The 18123-nt window shown below is 36.4% G+C and carries 18 protein-coding genes; 12 read left to right on the top strand and 6 right to left on the bottom strand.

Going from position 1 to position 18123, the window contains the following annotated elements:
• The first annotated feature begins 80 nt into the window (after positions 1 to 80).
• Entirely contained in the window at positions 81 to 908 is an 828-nt protein-coding gene (locus AC27VX_RS10225) for an RsiV family protein (protein WP_488695415.1), read from the top strand.
• 4 nt (positions 909 to 912) lie between these two features.
• Entirely contained in the window at positions 913 to 1803 is an 891-nt protein-coding gene (locus AC27VX_RS10220) for a diacylglycerol/lipid kinase family protein (RefSeq protein WP_410681077.1), read from the top strand.
• Positions 1804 to 1828: 25 nt separating this feature from the next.
• Here the strand turns inward: AC27VX_RS10220 and AC27VX_RS10215 are convergent, their stop codons facing one another.
• On the bottom strand, positions 1829 to 3109 hold the full coding sequence (locus tag AC27VX_RS10215) for a dicarboxylate/amino acid:cation symporter (RefSeq protein WP_488695413.1): 1281 nt from the start codon (positions 3107 to 3109) through the stop codon (positions 1829 to 1831).
• A 187-nt stretch (positions 3110 to 3296) separates the two neighbouring features.
• Complete coding sequence (gene ggt / locus AC27VX_RS10210) at positions 3297 to 4985, bottom strand: gamma-glutamyltransferase (protein WP_488695411.1); 1689 nt, start codon at positions 4983 to 4985, stop codon at positions 3297 to 3299.
• Positions 4986 to 5345: 360 nt separating this feature from the next.
• Between ggt and AC27VX_RS10205 the strand changes: the two genes are divergently transcribed.
• Together AC27VX_RS10205 and AC27VX_RS10200 are read left to right on the top strand one after the other, a co-directional pair.
• Positions 5346 to 6311 carry an NAD-dependent epimerase/dehydratase family protein gene (locus AC27VX_RS10205; RefSeq protein ID WP_236858445.1) on the top strand — a complete coding sequence of 322 codons (966 nt, stop codon included), beginning with the start codon at positions 5346 to 5348 and terminating at the stop codon, positions 6309 to 6311.
• Positions 6312 to 6395: 84 nt separating this feature from the next.
• Positions 6396 to 7148, top strand: coding sequence for a polysaccharide deacetylase family protein (locus AC27VX_RS10200; RefSeq protein WP_488695408.1), 753 nt, complete (start codon positions 6396 to 6398; stop codon positions 7146 to 7148).
• A gap of 175 nt (positions 7149 to 7323) precedes the next feature.
• Here the strand turns inward: AC27VX_RS10200 and AC27VX_RS10195 are convergent, their stop codons facing one another.
• Complete coding sequence (locus tag AC27VX_RS10195) at positions 7324 to 8529, bottom strand: metallophosphoesterase (protein WP_300687055.1); 1206 nt, start codon at positions 8527 to 8529, stop codon at positions 7324 to 7326.
• A 70-nt stretch (positions 8530 to 8599) separates the two neighbouring features.
• Positions 8600 to 9667: a 3-oxoacyl-ACP synthase III family protein gene (locus AC27VX_RS10190; RefSeq protein WP_488695406.1), complete on the bottom strand. Its 1068-nt coding sequence runs from the start codon at positions 9665 to 9667 to the stop codon at positions 8600 to 8602.
• A 101-nt stretch (positions 9668 to 9768) separates the two neighbouring features.
• Between AC27VX_RS10190 and AC27VX_RS10185 the strand changes: the two genes are divergently transcribed.
• The 8 genes from AC27VX_RS10185 (at position 9769) to AC27VX_RS10150 (ending at position 16071) form a co-directional block, all read left to right on the top strand.
• Positions 9769 to 10338, top strand: a complete 570-nt coding sequence (locus AC27VX_RS10185) for a hypothetical protein (protein WP_488695404.1) — start codon at positions 9769 to 9771, stop codon at positions 10336 to 10338.
• Positions 10339 to 10341: 3 nt separating this feature from the next.
• Positions 10342 to 11073, top strand: coding sequence for a bifunctional demethylmenaquinone methyltransferase/2-methoxy-6-polyprenyl-1,4-benzoquinol methylase UbiE (gene ubiE / locus AC27VX_RS10180; RefSeq protein ID WP_262912515.1), 732 nt, complete (start codon positions 10342 to 10344; stop codon positions 11071 to 11073).
• 3 nt (positions 11074 to 11076) lie between these two features.
• Positions 11077 to 11859 (top strand): type IX secretion/gliding motility protein PorT/SprT, encoded by a 783-nt coding sequence (gene porT / locus AC27VX_RS10175; RefSeq protein ID WP_488695401.1) that lies wholly within the window; start codon positions 11077 to 11079, stop codon positions 11857 to 11859.
• 138 nt (positions 11860 to 11997) lie between these two features.
• Positions 11998 to 12300, top strand: a complete 303-nt coding sequence (locus AC27VX_RS10170; protein WP_236858451.1) for a hypothetical protein — start codon at positions 11998 to 12000, stop codon at positions 12298 to 12300.
• Entirely contained in the window at positions 12300 to 12587 is a 288-nt protein-coding gene (locus AC27VX_RS10165; RefSeq protein WP_034695967.1) for a cell division protein ZapA, read from the top strand. Before AC27VX_RS10170 ends, AC27VX_RS10165 begins: the two co-directional genes overlap by 1 nt.
• Positions 12588 to 12813: 226 nt before the next feature.
• On the top strand, positions 12814 to 14403 hold the full coding sequence (rny, locus tag AC27VX_RS10160) for a ribonuclease Y (protein ID WP_300687049.1): 1590 nt from the start codon (positions 12814 to 12816) through the stop codon (positions 14401 to 14403).
• 73 nt (positions 14404 to 14476) lie between these two features.
• Complete coding sequence (locus AC27VX_RS10155) at positions 14477 to 15718, top strand: MFS transporter (RefSeq protein ID WP_236858453.1); 1242 nt, start codon at positions 14477 to 14479, stop codon at positions 15716 to 15718.
• A 170-nt stretch (positions 15719 to 15888) separates the two neighbouring features.
• On the top strand, positions 15889 to 16071 hold the full coding sequence (locus AC27VX_RS10150; RefSeq protein WP_236858454.1) for a bacteriocin-like protein: 183 nt from the start codon (positions 15889 to 15891) through the stop codon (positions 16069 to 16071).
• A gap of 80 nt (positions 16072 to 16151) precedes the next feature.
• On the opposite strand, the gene AC27VX_RS10145 is transcribed toward AC27VX_RS10150, so the two are convergent.
• Complete coding sequence (locus AC27VX_RS10145) at positions 16152 to 17087, bottom strand: YeiH family protein (RefSeq protein WP_488695397.1); 936 nt, start codon at positions 17085 to 17087, stop codon at positions 16152 to 16154.
• Positions 17088 to 17226: 139 nt separating this feature from the next.
• On the bottom strand, positions 17227 to 18102 hold the full coding sequence (locus tag AC27VX_RS10140; protein ID WP_236858456.1) for a LysR substrate-binding domain-containing protein: 876 nt from the start codon (positions 18100 to 18102) through the stop codon (positions 17227 to 17229).
• Positions 18103 to 18123: the final 21 nt, after the last annotated feature.

Here is an 18123-nt window from a genome sequence, read left to right as displayed (position 1 = left end):
AAAGGATTACCCTTAAAAATATTTTTATAAAACCATTCATCTTTTGAATGGTTTTTGTATTAATATAGAAAATGAGAATTATGAAAAATACTATTGCTGTCTTAGTATTGTCTTCATTCTTAGCTTTTACAGCCTGTAAAAAAGGAGAAGCGAAAGGGGAGAAAATAGAAAAAGCAGAACAGAGGCCGTCAGAAAACTTTGTGGTAGATTCCGTAAATGTGAATGAATCCGTTAAAATTACAGACTCATTAAAACTTTCTTATACATCAAAACTATTGGTTCTTCCATCTTTAAAAGACAAAAAGTTATTAGACAGTATTTATTTCCAGAATGAAAAGATTAAAGATTTTTCCAAAAGTGGACTTCAAAGCTATCTGGAAAATGAGAAAAACAGCTATTTCAAATCTATGAAAGAGGATAATAAAGACTGGTACTCAGATATTACCTCTGCTCAGGAGTGGTATTCGAGTTCTTACATGAATCTGATATCCAATACTAACGGATATATGCATATTCGATACACAGGAAGCAGCTACGAAGGAGGCGCACATGATAATTATGGATTTTCAGAAAGGGTTTTTGACCTTAAAAACAGTAAAAAACTTGAACTCAAGGATATTACTTCAATGCCTAAAAATAAAATTGAAGCTATTCTGATGAAGAATATCAATAAGATTAACAGTGGCACAACGGATGGTGACGGAGAAGTGAAGAATTCTGAAATGCTTTTGGTAGATAAAATCCCCGCTTCTGATAATTTTTATTTTGATGAAAAGAATCTCTATTTTCATTACAGCCCCTACGAAATTGCAGCTTTTGCCGCAGGAGATATTACAATTCCGGTTTCATGGGAGGAATTAAATGGGACATTAAATGCCGAATTTAAAGAAAGAATGAAAATTAAGTAAATTAATGCTTCCAGTTCAGGAAGCATTTTCTATTTTTGCGGTGATGAACAAAGTAGCTTTTATTATCAATCCTTTTTCCGCCAAAAAAAACTATCAGCCGTTTTTGAACGAGCTTATATCTAAGGTTGGAGATCCCCTGTATTATGTCTCAGAATCTATTTTGGGAACAGATGAATTTATTCAGACTCACTTTGAGAATGTAGATATTTTTGTAGCTATAGGTGGAGATGGTACAATCTCTACTGTGGCCAAGAATCTGATTAATACAGAAAAAATTCTGGCTATTTTTCCGGCAGGTTCAGGAAATGGATTTTCTAACGAAACCCGTTTCAGTAAAAATCTTGATGAGCTTTTAGAAAAGATAAAAGCAAAGAAATCCAGAAAGATTGATACATTTACTGTCAATGACAGGCTTTCTATTAATGTATCAGGAACAGGGTTTGATGGTAAGGTAGTTAAGGAATTTGAAAAAACAACCCGTGGATTCAAAAATTATATTAAAGTTTCCCTGAAAACCTTTTTCAATTATAAACCGATCAAGGTGAAGTTCTTTGATGAAAAATATGAACAGTATAACGGGAGATACCTTATGCTGAATATTGCCAATACCCGCCAGTTTGGTAACAATGCCTATATTGCTCCGAAAGCGAGTAAAAGTGACGGTCTTGTAGATATGGTTCTGGTAAAAAAATTCCCTTTAACCTATTCCGCACTTTTCGCTTTCAGAATGTTTACCAAAAGATTGAAAGACGATGAATATGTAACCTATCTTCCGGTTTCCGAGATTTCATTTAAAGTAAATACCAAAAACTGGCATCTTGATGGTGAATTTAATAAAATAGAATCACCTATTCATGTAAAAGTACAGCCTTCAAGTTTGAATATCCTGATTTAAATTGGATAGGTTCTAATCCCAGCTATTACCTATTTAATTTCTTCTCCATTTCTTCCGGATGGTTCAAACAGTAATGAAGCTGGTCTTTGTCAAGCTGTTTTTCCCAATTTGCAACGACTATTGTAGCTACAGAATTGCCTATTACGTTGGTTAAGGCTCTGCATTCGCTCATAAATTTGTCAATTCCGAGAATAAGCGTCATTCCGGCAATAGGAATTTCAGGAACTACGGCCAGAGTTGCTGCCAGAGTTACGAATCCAGCACCTGTAACCCCTGCTGCGCCTTTTGAGCTTAGCATAGCCACTAAAAGAAGCATCAGCTGTTTTTCAATTGGCAGATGAATGTTTAATGCCTGTGCTATGAATAGAGAGGCGAGGGTCATATAGATATTGGTGCCGTCAAGATTAAAAGAATATCCCGTGGGAACCACCAGTCCCACTATTGCACGTGAGCAACCTGCTTTTTCAAGCTTTTCCATAATTCCCGGAAGGGCAGACTCCGAAGAGCTGGTCCCTAATACCAGAAGAAGCTCTTCTTTAAGGTAGAAAAGAAGCTTGAAAATATTGAATCCATTGTACAGCGCAACTGCTCCTAATACCAAAACTACAAAAAGAATAGAGGTAATATAAAAGGTAGCCACCAGGAATATAAGATTTAGGACAGAATGAAGGCCATACTTTCCAATAGTAAATGCCATGGCTCCAAAAGCCCCTATGGGAGCAAGCTTCATCAGTATATGAACAATTTTAAATACAGGAGTTGATAAATCCTGTAGAAAATCAGTCACTTTCTGACTTTTTTCTTTCGTCAGAACCAGTGCAACGCCCATTAAAATAGCTACAAGAAGAACCTGAAGAATATTATCACCTACCAAAGGACTGAATAAAGTGTCCGGAATAATATTCATAATAAACCCTGTAAGTGTTGACTCATGGGCTCTTGCCTGATACTGTGATACATCCCCTGTAAGGGTAGAAGGGTCAATATTTAAACCATGACCGGGCTGTAAAATATTTCCGACAAATAAACCAATGATCAGTGCAAGAGTGGAGAATGTGAAAAAGTAAATCATTGCCTTTACAGCAATTCTTCCCACTTTTTTCAGATCGGTCATGTGCGCAATACCCAAAGTAAGGGTAATGAAAATAACCGGAGCAATGATCATCTTTACCAATTTAATGAAGCCATCTCCCAACGGTTTCATTTTTTCTCCCAGTTCAGGATAGAATTTTCCTAAAAGAATTCCTGCAATAATAGCAATGATTACCTGAAAATAAAGCTGCTGATAAAACTTTTTTGCTTTCAATAGATGCGGTTTTTTGAGAAGGCGAAATTATGAATTTTTTATAAAAATATGACAAAAGTCATGAGTTTTAATATAAGCTTAAGCAATTGTATCAGGTGATGAGAATCTAATGTTTGATTTCCAGATACTAAGAAGGGCCGGATTTTAAAATCCGGCCCCTGATATATTCTATTTTGAATCATTTTTATTACTCTACAGCCACTGAGTCGTCTCCACGGCCATCTGCTACCGCATGAATATTTCCATTTTCATCAAGCACGATCATTTCTGTTTTTCCGATTTGCTTGGTCTTTTCAATGATATAATTTTTGTTTTTCAGCTCAGCAATAGTGCTTTCGGGAAAATTATTTTCTACAGTGATTGTTTCCGGAAGCCATTGATGATGGAACTTGGGTGTATTCACTGAAAGATTGGCATTTAATTTAAAATCTACAACATTGACAACAGACTGATATACTGAAGTCGGAATTGTAGTTCCTCCAGGTGTTCCCACTACCATATAAGGTTTTCCGTTCTTAAGAAGTATGGTAGGAGTCATAGACGAAAGCATTCTTTTATTAGGCTGAATTGAATTGGCTTCTCCGCCTACCGCTCCAAACATATTGGGAACTCCTGGTTTGATTGAGAAATCATCCATTTCATTATTTAGAAAAAAGCCTGCTCCTGAAACCAATACTTTACTTCCGTAATAGCCGTTAAGAGTTGTGGTCACAGATGCTGCATTTCCGTCTTTGTCAAGTACAGAAATATGCGTAGTTTGCATTGACTCTTTTGGTTGTGTAATTATTTTTCCTACCTCTGAGCTTGGTGTTGCTTTGTCAAAACTGAAGCTTTTCCATCTTTTTTTCAGATATTCATCAGAAATAAGATAAGAAGTTTTGTCCTGAATAAAATCCGGATCTCCCATATATTCTGCCCTGTCTGCAAAAGCTCTTCTTTCAGCTTCAACCATGATCTGAACTGCTTTTGTAGAATTTTGCTGATATTTTTCAAGGTTTTCAAAGCTCGCCATCCTAAGCATTTGAGCCAATAGAAGACCGCCGCTGGAAGGTAAAGGCATAGAAACAACATTGTTTCCTTTGTAATCAAACTCTAATGCTTTTCTCTCAGCTACTTTATAATTTTTAAGATCTTCCAGAGTGATAATACCATTACCTCTTTTCATTTCTGCAACCAAAAGTTCTGCTGTTTTTCCCTCATAGAATCCTTTTGCCCCTAGTTTTTGAATGAGTTTCAGCGTTTCAGCCAGCTCTTTTTGAACTAACAGGTCTCCTGCTTTCCATGGAGTATCCTTTACAAATAGGATTGAAGATTTATTATTCTTCTGGAACTTTTCTTTCTGGCTGTTCAGCATATCTGCTTCTTTTCCTGTAATGGTGAACCCTTGCTCTGCAAGATCAATAGCAGGCTGGATAATTTTATCCATCGGAAGTTTACAGTACTTTAATGTGGCAAAGAAACCAGCCACACTTCCCGGAATCCCTACTGCAAGCCTTCCGTTTTGAGACAGATCCGTATCCGCTTTTCCTTTTTTATCAAGGTACATATCTCTGGAAGCTTTTTTAGGAGCTGTTTCCCTGTAATCCAAAGTGAATTTTTCACCATTATTTTTCACGCCTACCAAAAATCCACCTCCTCCAATGTTTCCGGCTTGCGGATACACAACGGCCAATGCATATTGTGTGGCAGTGACTGCATCATAAGCATTTCCTCCCATTTTTAAGATTTTTGCTCCTGCTTCACTGGCCAGAGGATGTGCTGATACCACCACGCCCTTGTTTTTTACCTGTACTTCTTTGACAATACTGATGTCTGTAAACTGTGCCCAGCTTAATTGACTGGACAATAGTACCGAAACAATTAAAAACTTCTTCATATGATTTTCTTTATAACAAAAATAGAGAATTTTTGTCTAGATGATTGTTGATGATGGCGGAATAATTTCAGGTAACTGCTAAATAGCTAAAAGCACAAATCGCACGATTTGTTTTGGGAACCGAATAGTAAGGTAATTGGAGATTATTTGGAGCTTTGATTTTTAGTACACTGTTTTTTCACTGATATATTTTACAAAAAAGGTATGAGAAAGTGTGATTTGACTGGAAATTTGAAATGAAAAACCTCAAATTCATGATGATTTTTCGCTCTAAACTTCGGTATATTTTTAAATACACCTTTTTTATAATGGTTGACTTGTTTTTTTTACTTTTGTACAATTCTAAAAAAAATCTGAAAAATGGAATCCTATACGGAAAGAATACTGATTACAGGTGCCTTGGGACAAATCGGCACAGAGCTTACGAACAGACTTGTTGAAATTCACGGAGCAGACAACGTTGTTGCTTCAGGATTGGACAGATGGCAGGAAGGAATTACTTCTGCAGGACACTATGAAAGAATGGACGTTACTAATACGCAGCTTGTGAGACAGGTGGTTAAAGATTATGATATCACGACAGTGTATCACTTAGCTTCACTTTTGTCAGGAACTTCAGAAAAGCAGCCTATTTTCGCGTGGAAATTAAATCTTGAACCTCTGCTTCATTTTTGTGAAATGGCAAAAGAAGGGCTTCTTAAAAAGATTTTCTGGCCAAGTTCAATCGCTGTGTTTGGAAAAGGAATTCCAAAGCATGATGTAGGGCAGGAGGTAGTACTGAACCCGACAACTGTTTATGGGATTTCTAAAATGGCAGGAGAAAAATGGTGTGAGTACTATTTTGATAAATATGGAGTGGATGTAAGGAGTATCAGGTATCCGGGATTGATCTCATGGAAGACTCCGGCAGGTGGCGGAACAACCGACTACGCTGTTGAGATTTTCTATAAAGCAATAGAGGAGGGGAAATATACAAGTTTCATTTCTGAGAATACAGGAATGCCAATGTTGTATATGGATGATGCAATTAATGCAACATTAAAATTAATGGAAGCTCCAAAAGAAAGTCTGACTGTTCGTTCATCTTATAATCTTGGAGGAATGTCATTTACTCCAAAAGAACTGGCTGAAGAAATCAAGAAAGAAATTCCTGATTTTTCGATCGATTACAATCCTGATTTCAGACAGTCCATTGCAGATTCATGGCCGGCTTCAATTGATGATTCAGTAGCGAAAAAAGACTGGGGACTGACCTATGATTTCGGAATTTCTGAAATGACAAAAGATATGATCAAGAATCTTAAAGTAAAATTAACTAAGAATTAATTATATAAAGTTATTGTTTAATTAATAGATGTTTTAACATCTGATTTTTAATATTTTATAAATTTTATCTAAAATTTAATTTAAATGGTATTATTGACTTTTAACATTACGAATATGGAAGCTGAAGCAAAAAACGGGCTTCAGATTTCGGATGAAGAAAGGTTAAAGATTATAGAAAATAATACCAAAGCAATTCTTAGGATTTTAGATATTCATGATATAAAATCAAGTTTTTTTGTGGAGGTTTCTCTCACTGGAAAACTACAGAATCTTATAAAAGCAATTTCATCCAAAGGGCATGAAATTGCTTTTTATAATAAAGATTCAAGTCCGGAAGAAATAGAAAATGCCAAGAAGAATATTCAGGAACTTCTGGAAAAACAGATCAGAGGAATTCGTCAGAAAGAGGTAAAGGTTTCTCAGGAAATCCTGAAGATGATGGAGTTCAATTATGTTTCCAATATCGATAATGCCAATATTCTTTTTCCTCTCAAACGTCTGAAAAGAGATACTGAAATTACAGAAGAGGATGGGTTGAGTATTGTGCCGGAAAGTATCTCTCCATACAGCCAGCTGCCATACAATGATTTTGTATTTCAGATCCTGCCGATGAAGTATTACCAGAATATGGTTCTGGAAACATTGCAGAATGAAGAATTTGTTTTGATCTATTTAAACTCCTGGCAGTTTACCGATTTTAAGAAATACCGCTTTGAGATCCCTTTTTACAGAAGTTTATTTTCGGGCAAAAAAATGGAGGACAAATTAGATGCCCTCCTTACTTTTCTTAATGACAGGGAAATGGCTACTTCCCGTATGAAAGATTATATATTTTGAGTTGAAAATGAAAAATGGGAAGTTGAAAATTTACAAAACTTCTCTCCAATTCTAAATTTAAAATAGAGAAAAGTAACTGTAAATATCATCAGTAAACTAAACCACCAGAAACTAAATTTCCAACAGCAAATAACCGATAACTATTAATTTTCAATTTTCCACTTTCAACTAAAACCTAGCTCAGTTCAAAAAGAGTGATCTCTGGCAATACACCCACTCTCCCCGGATATCCCAATACTCCAAATCCTCTGTTTACATAAAGCATTTTCCCCTCACTCTCATATAGATCTGCCCATTTCGGGTAGCGGTACTGTACAGGTGACCATTTGATATTTTTAAGATCTAAACCAAATTGCATACCGTGAGTATGTCCCGAAAGGGTTAGATGAATATTCCCAGGGTGTTTTTTTACCACATAATCAAAATGGGTAGGGTCATGGCTCATTAATATTTTTGTTGCTGATTCCGGTACGTTTTTTAACGCGTCGTCAATTTTACCAAATTGAGGAAACGGTTTTAATCCCCAGTTTTCAACTCCCAAAATATATAGCTTCTCACCATCTTTTTCAATGACTCTGTGTTCATTTCTCAGCATATCAAAACCAGCCTGTTTTTCATAATCAATCAGTGTGTCAAGATTTTCTTTTTTAGCCTGAGGAGATTCCCAGGTTACATAATCACCGTAATCATGGTTTCCTAATACAGCAAGTTTACCGTCTTTAGCCTGTATTTTTGAAAATAAAGGAATGAAAGGTTTAAATTCATCTGCAACATTGTTCACCATGTCTCCCGTGAACAGAACCAGATCAGGTTTTTGCTCGTTGATCAGGTCGATCGCATGCTGCAATTTACCTGGATCTGAGAAGCTTCCGCTGTGAACATCCGAAATCTGTATAATTTTATACCCTTTAAAACTTTTCGGAAGATTGGCAAGCTTCACTTTTACCCTTCTCACTTTGTGACGGTATTTTCCGAAGGTAATTCCGTCTATGAATAAAGCAGAAAGAACTCCGCTCATTCCCAATCCTATCAGGCTTAAGAATTTTCTCCTTTCCGGAAAGAAGTTTTCAGTAGGTTTTGCAAAGCCGATCAGATATCCTCCGGCACGGATAATATCATCAATCAGTAAAAATAAGACTACAAAAATTTTAGGAAGAATAAAAACCAAAAATAATGAAATCATAATCTGTGCCCTTGCTGTACTCCTGTCAGATTTTTGATAATGAGCGATTTCGTAAGCAAAGATCCCATATACTGCTAACGATATAACCCAGTATCCGACCCTAATCCAGAAGTTATCCGTAAGTGTTTTTATGGCTTGATAAATATACACTTCCAAAAACAGGAAGATTCCGGCGATAATTAAAAAGTTTTTTTGCATGTTCTGGTTAAAAAAAGCACAAAGAATAACTTCCCTGTGCTTTTATATTTTTTTGTTTATTAAATATTTTTTAAGGAAATCTGTAAACGATAGCATTGATGTTCATTCCGGCACCTACCGAAGTCATCACAATGTTACCTTTTTCTTTAAACGTTTGACCCGCCATTTTTCCTTTAATTATTAAATCATACATTGTAGGAATAGTTGCTACAGATGTATTTCCAAGATCCTGAATGGTCATTGGGGAAATAGAGTGGTCATACTCCTTTATATCGTAAAGTCTGTGAAGTCTTTCAATCATAGCATAATCCATTTTGGCGTTGGCCTGGTGAATTAAGATTTTATCTATATCTTCAATAGAAAGACCTGCATCTGTAATGGTTTCTTTGATGGCTACCGGTACGTTTTTAAGAGCGTATTCGTAGATTTTTCTTCCCAGCATTCTTACATAAAGACGTTTTTGATCTACTTCTTTATTGATTGATGGAGCATTTTCAAGATAATTCAGTTCCGGACCATTGTCGCAGATTGTGTTGTGGGCAATGATTCCAACATTCTCATCGTCAGTAGCTTTTACCACTACAGCACCGGCACCGTCAGCAAAGATCATCCTGTTTCTGTCATGTGGATCTGTTACACGGCTTAATGTTTCCCCTCCAATTACTAAAACGGTTTTAGCAACCTTTGCTTTAATTAAATTATCAGCCAAAATCATAGCTTCTACCCATCCCGGACATCCGAAAAGCATATCATACGTTACGCATTTTCTGTTTTTGATACCCAGTTTGTTCTTTACCCTTGCTGCCATTGTCGGCATAAAATCAGCGTATCCGTTTTCAGTAACTTCCCCGAAATTGCTTGCGTAAATAATATAATCTAATTCCTCACCGTCTACTTTTGCATCCTCAAGGGCAACTTTTGCGGCTTCATAACCGATTTGTGAATTGGAAAGATCTTCCTCAATGAATCTCCTGTTTTCAATTTCTGTTATTTCTACAAATTTTGCAATCGTTTCTTCCACAGGCTTTTCAATCTTTACTCCATCCTCTGTGTAGAACTCGGAATTCATGAAATAATCCCTACCAATAACTCTGTTCGGAATGTAAGATCCAGAACCAATAATGATCGTATTCGGCATTCGTTTATATGATTTTTTTAAAGTTGCAAAGTTAATAATTAATATTAATAACAAAGAATTAAAAATATTATTAAATTTGCAAAAATTGTACTTTACAATCTATGAAAAACAACTCGTCCTTGAAAGGCTTACTTATTGCAGCTGTGGCGTTTATCGTTGCCTTTGGGATCTACTTCCTTTTTTTAGCCAAGAAGAATTATTATGTCGTAGATAATCCTACCCCGAATACGTATTACTTTAAGATCAATAACGGATCTGAAGGAATTCTGTCTGCCGGGCAGTATGTGCATGTGGATTTGAATAAAGGGAAAAACTCTATTCAGGTCTTTGATCAGAATAAAAAAATGCTTTACGATTCTGCATTTGAAGTGAACAAAATTCGTGGTTTGATTAACATTACACATCAGGATTATTACATTAACGATCAGTATTATGGGTATAATCTTAAAAAAGATTCCCTGCTGATGACACTTGATAAGACTGTTATTGACGGAAAGGATTATTTCGGAGGGGCAAAACGCTTCAACAAGCTTTACACAGAAGATTTTTACTACAATGTGGATGAAGATTATGACAAACTGATCAAGAATATCCAGCAGGTAGAATCAAGATCAAAGATCTTCAGAAAGCAGGATTACCTAAATTATTATAAAGAATATTACAAGTTTTAAGTTTTGACAAAAGATATCACCAAAGTTACTCCCTACAATTCAGAGGCTACTAAGAAAAGCCAGGTAGAGGATATGTTCGACAATATTGCACCGAAGTATGACCTTCTGAACCATGTTTTATCCATGAAAATTGACGTTTTGTGGAGGAAAAAACTGGTAAGATGGATGAAAAATGATAATCCGCAGGAAGTGCTGGATGTGGCTACAGGAACGGGAGATCTGGCAATTACCATTGAAAAAGGAACCGGTTCAAAAGTAGTTGGTTTAGATTTATCACAACAAATGCTGAATGTTGGCGTTATTAAAATAAAAAAACTTAAATTAGACGGCAAAATTTCAATGCAAAAAGGGGATGCAGAAAATCTTCCTTTTGAGGACAATAGATTTGATGCTGTGTCCGTTGCATTTGGAGTGAGGAATTTTGAAAACCTTACCAAAGGTTTGGCAGAGTTAAGAAGAGTAGTTAAAGATAACAAAAGTGTTTATATACTGGAGTTTTCAAAGGTTGAGGGGTTTATGGGGCCATTTTATATGTTTTATTTCAAAAATGTATTACCTGCCATAGGCAGATTGGTTTCCAAAGATAATAGGGCGTATACATACCTTCCGGATTCTGTAAATGCTTTTCCTTTCGGGGAGAAGATGAAACAAATTCTTTTAGATACGGGATTTAAGAAAGTTGAATATAAAAAATTAAGTTTAGGTATAGCCACAATTTATAAAGCAACAAAGTAACCTATGAATAAATTTCTATTAAAAGCACTGGTTTTAACCTCAGTAAATGTTGCCATTCTTTCGAATGCGCAATTCAGAACCCGAAACAGAATGGATAAGTTGGAAGACTTTGACGAGCAAAAATTCAGTTGGGGGTTTTATTTGAACGGGAACAGACTGGACTATCGCATCGTACTGCATCCGAGATATGGGATGAACGGGAATGAAAACCTTGTCACATCCAAGGAGAGTTATAGTTTCGGTGCCGGGCTGATTGCAAAATGGAGACTGAATGACTACTTAGATGTAAGAATGGAACCAGGTTTACAGTTTGCACAAAGACAGTTGACTTTTAATACCCAATCTAATGATATCTACGCGGGTGGATCTTTAACCAATCCTCCTTTTATGCCTGTTCCGCTTCAGGATAAAGATAAAGTTAGAGAAATTAAATCTACATTGATTGATATTCCTGTGCTTTTGGAGCTTCATGGGCAAAGATGGTATAACTCAAGACCTTACATTGCCGGTGGGGTGAACTATGTGGTGAATCTTCAGTCTAACGCAACTTCTACTGATGATAACATGCAGGGAATCTTCAGATCAACAACGCATAACTTTGCTTGGTCTGCAGAAATGGGGATTCAGTTTTATTTCAACAAATTTAAATTGACCCCTGCCATCAGAGGAACATTCTTTATGAATAACGAAAAAGTGGCTGATAACGCTACCACACCTCCATATTGGGCGGCTGCAATGTCTACATTACAGACAAGAGCAGTAATGTTCGTTCTGAAATTTGAATAATAAATTTCATATTAAAAAATACAAAGGAGGTGCCTGGCGCCTCCTTTTTTGTTGGTATTTCAAAATATAGAGCGTTTTATTTTTGTTAGTGTTATTATTTTTTTATTTTTGCTTTCAGTTAGAATATACAAACCTGAAATGCTTCAAGATTTAGAAAACAATTTTTCAGAATTAGAGAGAAAGATTTCGACTCTGCAAAAGAACTATAAGAATCTTACGGAAAATTTAGCGGAACTAAGTGTTGAGCATGAAGAGTTGAAGAAGAAGTATGATGAGGAAAGACGAAGAAATCAGGTATTAGCAGAAGAACAAAAAAATATAAAACTTTATTCAGCAATATCAGGGAATCCTGAACACAATAGATTAATGAAAAACCATATCAACAGATTGGTAAAAGAGATTGATTTCTGTATTGCTCAGCTTCAAAACAGTGGACTATAATGGAGGTAAGGAGAATAACCGTAAACATTGCAGGAAGGGTATACCCGCTGAACGTACCGGCAGCAGAGGAGGAAACTTTGCGTAAAGTAGGGAAGCAGATAGAGAATATGATTAAAGATTTTGAACAAAACTTCGATGTAAGAGATAAACAGGATGCTTTGGCTATGTGTGCCCTTAAACTGGGAACCAATGCAGAAGTAGTATCTCTTAACTACGAGAAAAATATTAATTCAACCAATGAAAGATTAACGCAGATTAATCAATCATTGAATGAAATAGGGAAATAGATTTTTTTTCCCTTAAAGACCTGCCTACAATAATTCTAACACATTAAAGGTAAACTCAACGCTAAACAATTACCGAGCAAATGTCCAGTGAATGGCGTGCCGGATTCCCGGATTACAGACAGTGGAAATCAGTTCAAATCGTGTTGATTAGGAGTTTACTCTCAATCCCTGGATTATTGTGGGCTTTTTTTATTTATATGAAGACAATTAAAACTCAATATATATTATGACAACAGCCATTATAGTCGGCGTTATTTGCTTAGTTATTGGGGCAGTAATAGGGATGTTTTTCTCTAGAAGCTCTCTGAATACTAAGGCAAAATTTATCATAGATGATGCAAAGAAAAATGCCGAAAACCTTATAGAAAAAGCTAACGTACAAGCCGAATCCATAAAGAAAGAAAAGAACCTTCAGGCAAAAGAAAAATTTCTGGAGCTAAAATCACAGCATGATGCTGACATTCAGTCCCGTGAAAAGAAAATACAGGAATCTGAAAAGAGAATGCAGGAGGTTGAAAAAAGAACCAAGGACAAAGAGCATAAGCTGAATGACGAACTTAGCAAAGTAGGAAAACTTGAAAAAGATTTGGATAAACAGATTGCTGATTATTCCAAGAAAAATGAGATTTTAGAGAAAAAGCAGCATGAATTAGACACTGCTAACGCTAAAAAAGTTGAAATTCTTGAAAAAATCTCTAACTACACAGCAGACGAAGCAAAAGCAGAATTGGTAGAAACCATGAGAGCTGAAGCTAAAACAAGAGCTCAGGCACACGTTCAGAGCATCATGGAAGAAGCTCAGATGAATGCGAAGAACGAAGCAAGAAAAATCGTTATTCAAACCATTCAAAGAATCGGAACAGAGCAGGCTATTGAAAATTCAGTATCTGTATTTAACATTGAATCTGATGAAGTAAAAGGTAGAATTATCGGTAGAGAGGGTAGAAATATCCGTGCTTTAGAAGCGATCACAGGAGTGGAAATTATCGTTGATGATACTCCGGAGGCGATTCTTCTTTCGTGCTTTGACCCGGTAAGAAGAGAAATTGCAAGACTATCCCTTCACAGATTGGTTACTGACGGTAGAATTCACCCGGCAAGAATCGAAGAAGTGGTAGAAAAAACAAGAAAGCAAATAGAAGAGGAGATCATTGAAGTAGGAAAAAGAACGATCATTGATTTAGGAATCCACGGATTACACCCTGAGTTGATCAAAATCGTTGGTAGAATGAAGTACCGTTCTTCTTATGGACAGAACTTACTACAGCACTCAAGAGAAGTAGCTAATATCGCTGCAACAATGGCTGCTGAATTAGGATTAAACGTAAAGCTGGCTAAAAGAGCAGGTCTATTACACGATATCGGTAAAGTTCCTGAGCAGGAATCTGAATTACCACACGCGTTATTAGGAATGCAGTGGGCTGAGAAATATGGTGAAAACCCGGAAGTAGTTAATGCTATTGGAGCTCACCACGACGAAATTGAAATGAAATCGTTATTATCTCCGATCATTCAGGTAGCCGATGCTATCTCAGGAGCAAGACCGGGAGCAAGAAGACAGGTACTGGAATCTTATATTCAGAGACTGAAAGACCTTGAATCTGCAGCATTAAGCTTCGAAGGAGTATCAAGTGCTTATGCAATCCAGGCTGGTAGAGAACTGAGAGTAATGGTAGAGAGCGGAAAAGTAAATGATGAAGTAGCTTCTCAATTATCTTATGACATCTCTGAAAAGATCCAGAACGAACTGACTTATCCGGGACAGGTAAAAGTAACAGTAATCAGAGAAACGAGAGCTGTCAATATTGCAAGATAATAATCAGATTAAGATATTTTATAAAAACCTTTCAAGAAATTGAAAGGTTTTTTATTTTTATCAAAACTTAAAAATGCAAGAACTGTCACTGTCTTCAAAACTGAAGTACATTTTTTCTATTCCCGTTGTTATTTCTGCCCTGGGCTATTTTGTAGATATCTATGATCTCCTTTTATTTGGGATTGTAAGAATTCCAAGTTTAAAAGCATTAGGGCTTAATCCTGATGCGGATGGGACCTTTATTCTGAATTGTCAGATGGTAGGGCTTCTCATTGGAGGAGTCTTCTGGGGGATCTTCGGAGATAAAAAAGGAAGACTTTCCGTACTTTTTGGTTCTATTCTCGTGTATTCTTTAGCGAATATAGCCTGTGGCTTTCTGCCTTATTTTCCAAAAGAGCATTTGGTGTACCAGTATGCAGGCTTAAGATTTATAGCAGGCATAGGGCTGGCCGGGGAGCTTGGAGCGGGAATTACACTGGTTTCTGAAAGCCTGCCGAAGAATTTAAGAGCGATCGGAACCTCGGTGGTGGCTGGTTTTGGATTAATGGGAGCCGTAGTAGCCCAGCTCACAGTAGAACTGGCCGGAGGATGGAACATCTCTTATGTCATTGGCGGAATCATGGGAATTCTGCTGCTGTTACTCAGAATAAGTGTATCAGAATCCGGAATTTATAAAAATATTGAACATAAAAGCGTTTCCAAAGGGAACTTTCTGTCTTTTTTTACCAATAAGAACAGATTGATAAGATATTTAAAATGTATTGCAGTGGGATTACCCACCTGGTATTGTATAGGGATTCTGGCCGTTTTAGCCAATCAATTTGCCCCTGAACTTGGAATAAAGGATGTCAACCCCGGAAAAGCAATTATGTGGGCTTACGTGGGGATATCTGCCGGCGATTTGGCGAGTGGTTTTATTTCCCATATTTTAAAGTCCCGCAAAATGGCTATATTTTACATGCTGAGCTTTACTTTGATCGGCGTGGCTGTTATGCTCTTTGGGAATACCAATACAGAAACAAAATATTATATGTTTTGCGTATGGCTTGGCCTTGGGACAGGGTATTGGGCGATGTTTGTAACGCTGGCGGCAGAACAGTTCGGAACCAATATCAGAAATACAGCAACTACCACAGTCCCGAATATGGTAAGAGGATTGGTTCCTGTGATGATTCTGGCATTTGACACCCTAAAAGGAAATTTTTCCGTGGTAGAAAGCGCTGCGATTATTGGAGTAGTGGTATTCGGACTTGCTTTTTATTCTTCGCTTACCATTTCGGAGACTCATAATAAGGATCTTGAATTTACAGAATAATTTAATTTGTTTAATAATTTTGAATGGATTATCCTAGTTGTTTTATAGATTAATACGATTAAAATCAATATATTATTTAAATTTATATTAAATTATGTTGCGGGTGATTAATATTTGTTTAACTTTGGAAGGTAAGTAAAACTATACTGTTTAATCAAAAACTAATTCACATGAACATTATGAAAAATGCTAAAAAGCTAGCAAAGCAAGATCTGAAAAATATTACAGGAGGGATAAGCGGAACTCCGGATTTATCTCTTTGCGGATGCAACTGTGCAGGATCTGTAGAAGGTCCTAAATATTGCGCGCAATATATCGCTTGTCCGCAAGTTTATACTTGTGGCGAGTATTAAGAAATTATTTCTACATGAAATAAACATTTCCACATTTAATATGCAGAACCCTTTTGACCTTCAAAAGGGTTCTGCTGTTTTTAATGGATAATATAAAGCAGACTGCCAACGCTTATCGTAACCCAAAGAATTACAGCGGTTAGTAGAGGCTTAAAACCTATGGTTTTTAATGTCTGAATAGAAAGGGTAGAGCCAATGAAAAACAAGGTCAGATTTAATCCGGATTTTGCCAAAACAGTTATAGAAGCACTGAAACGTTCAAGAAACGGGAAATAGGTATTAAGGAGAATTGCCAGAATAAAATAACCGATAAACCATGGGATTTTTATTTTTGAATCTTTACTTTTAAAAACAAACATGGTGATCAGTGAAATGGGAATGATCCATAAAGCACGGGCGAGTTTAACGGTTGTTGCTATTTTCAATGCTTCATCTCCATATTTACCGGCAGCACCTACTACAGAGCTTGTATCATGAATTCCCACGGCACACCACAAGCCAAACTGTTCCTGTGAAAGATTCAGAAGATGACCCATAGCGGGGTAAACAAACAGGGCAATAGAATTTAACGTGAAAACAATAGCCAGGGCAAGGGAAATCTGTTTAGTACTGGGTTTAATAATGGGAGATACAGCAGCAATAGCACTTCCGCCACAAATAGCAGTCCCTGCAGAAAGAAGATAAGATAAAGGTCTATCGAGTTTAAAGACCCTTCCTAATACATATCCCAGACCCATTACAACGGCAATACTTACAACAGTTAACATCAATCCTGTTTTTCCGGCATGCAGAGCTTCATCCAGCTTCAGTCCGAATCCCAGACCCACAATCGAGATCTGTAATAGCAAATGAATGTAATGATGAAGGTTTTTTTCAAATGGATTTCCGATAAAAATGGCCAGTCCAAAGCCCAAAGCAAGAGCTATAGGTGATGATATAAAGGGAGTAAGACACAAAACAGCCAATACAATAAAAAATACTTTCCGTGTCATTTCATTTTGAATGAAATCTTTCATAATGCGAACTTTTAAAATCTGCATCAAAATTGCGGAATATAGTATTACAAAGTAAATTGTATTTTGTTATGTTGGATAACTAGAGGTTATAATTGTTGGGTGTCAGATAATAGATAATTGTATTAATACATTCTATTAACTATTCAGCAAACCTTAGAAAAATTTCTATCAGGTCAGATTGTCCTCCTTTTGGGAGGATAAAATGAAAATCTCTTTCAATATTAAAGTTTTTGATATCAACAATAGTCAGGGTTTTGTTTTTCAGCTCATTAAGAATTGTGCTGATGGAAAGAAATGCCATCGCATCAGAATGCAGAAGATAGTTTTTGATACTTTCGCTGCTTCCCAGCTGGATAAGAGTATTCAATTCGTGGATATTGATTCCTTTCTCCTTTAAGCGGTTGTGGATGAACTCCAATGTTCCGGAACCCTGCTCGCGGAAGATCAGATCAATATCATAGAGATCTTTAAGATTTAAAGTTTTATTGGCCAGCACATGATCAGATTTTGCAGCCAGAACAATTTCATCAGCTTTAAAAGTTTTATAATCAAAATAAGAAGATTGGGATTCTCCTTCAATAATTCCCAAATCAATCTTTCCCTCCTTTAAAAGAGTCGAAATAGCTTCCGTATTTCCTGTAAGAAGCTCAATTTTAATATCCTTATAATAGACATTGAACTTGGCTAAGATTTCAGGTAAAATATATTGGGCAACGGTAGTACTTGCTCCGATAATAAGTTTCCCTTTATGCTGTTGATTGAGCTGACTGATTTCAAATTCAAGGTCACGATAGATATTTCTTATCTTTTCAGCATATTCATAGAGTATTTTTCCGCCTTGGGTAAGCTGAATGGAAGTTCCTTTACGGTCAAACAATTTGGAACCTAACTGAGTTTCTATTTCTTTGATATGCTTTGTGACAGCAGGCTGGGAAATATGAAGCTCTTCTGAGGCCTTCGTAAAACTGAGTCTTGAAGCTACCGTATGGAAAACTTTTAATCTGTAATCAAACATGGCGTAAAATTACGAATTATA

It is taken from the genome of Chryseobacterium sp. 14P4.3.2 (assembly GCF_057799275.1).
Note: the sequence above shows the minus strand (reverse complement) of the source record. Positions and strands in the feature narration are given on the sequence as shown.

What these genes read in the sequence shown, in the direction of transcription:
- AC27VX_RS10170 (WP_236858451.1), top strand. Translation starts at nt 11,998, where the DNA reads ATGCTTCAAGATTTAGAAAACAATTTTTCAGAATTAGAGAGAAAGATT.
- AC27VX_RS10145 (WP_488695397.1), bottom strand. Translation starts at nt 17,087, where the DNA reads ATGAAAGATTTCATTCAAAATGAAATGACACGGAAAGTATTTTTTATT.
- porT (WP_488695401.1), top strand. Translation starts at nt 11,077, where the DNA reads ATGAATAAATTTCTATTAAAAGCACTGGTTTTAACCTCAGTAAATGTT.
- AC27VX_RS10140 (WP_236858456.1), bottom strand. Translation starts at nt 18,102, where the DNA reads ATGTTTGATTACAGATTAAAAGTTTTCCATACGGTAGCTTCAAGACTC.
- ggt (WP_488695411.1), bottom strand. Translation starts at nt 4,985, where the DNA reads ATGAAGAAGTTTTTAATTGTTTCGGTACTATTGTCCAGTCAATTAAGC.
- AC27VX_RS10185 (WP_488695404.1), top strand. Translation starts at nt 9,769, where the DNA reads ATGAAAAACAACTCGTCCTTGAAAGGCTTACTTATTGCAGCTGTGGCG.
- rny (WP_300687049.1), top strand. Translation starts at nt 12,814, where the DNA reads ATGACAACAGCCATTATAGTCGGCGTTATTTGCTTAGTTATTGGGGCA.
- AC27VX_RS10155 (WP_236858453.1), top strand. Translation starts at nt 14,477, where the DNA reads ATGCAAGAACTGTCACTGTCTTCAAAACTGAAGTACATTTTTTCTATT.
- AC27VX_RS10190 (WP_488695406.1), bottom strand. Translation starts at nt 9,667, where the DNA reads ATGCCGAATACGATCATTATTGGTTCTGGATCTTACATTCCGAACAGA.
- AC27VX_RS10205 (WP_236858445.1), top strand. Translation starts at nt 5,346, where the DNA reads ATGGAATCCTATACGGAAAGAATACTGATTACAGGTGCCTTGGGACAA.
- AC27VX_RS10195 (WP_300687055.1), bottom strand. Translation starts at nt 8,529, where the DNA reads ATGCAAAAAAACTTTTTAATTATCGCCGGAATCTTCCTGTTTTTGGAA.
- AC27VX_RS10150 (WP_236858454.1), top strand. Translation starts at nt 15,889, where the DNA reads ATGAACATTATGAAAAATGCTAAAAAGCTAGCAAAGCAAGATCTGAAA.
- AC27VX_RS10220 (WP_410681077.1), top strand. Translation starts at nt 913, where the DNA reads ATGCTTCCAGTTCAGGAAGCATTTTCTATTTTTGCGGTGATGAACAAA.
- AC27VX_RS10200 (WP_488695408.1), top strand. Translation starts at nt 6,396, where the DNA reads ATGGTATTATTGACTTTTAACATTACGAATATGGAAGCTGAAGCAAAA.
- AC27VX_RS10225 (WP_488695415.1), top strand. Translation starts at nt 81, where the DNA reads ATGAAAAATACTATTGCTGTCTTAGTATTGTCTTCATTCTTAGCTTTT.
- AC27VX_RS10165 (WP_034695967.1), top strand. Translation starts at nt 12,300, where the DNA reads ATGGAGGTAAGGAGAATAACCGTAAACATTGCAGGAAGGGTATACCCG.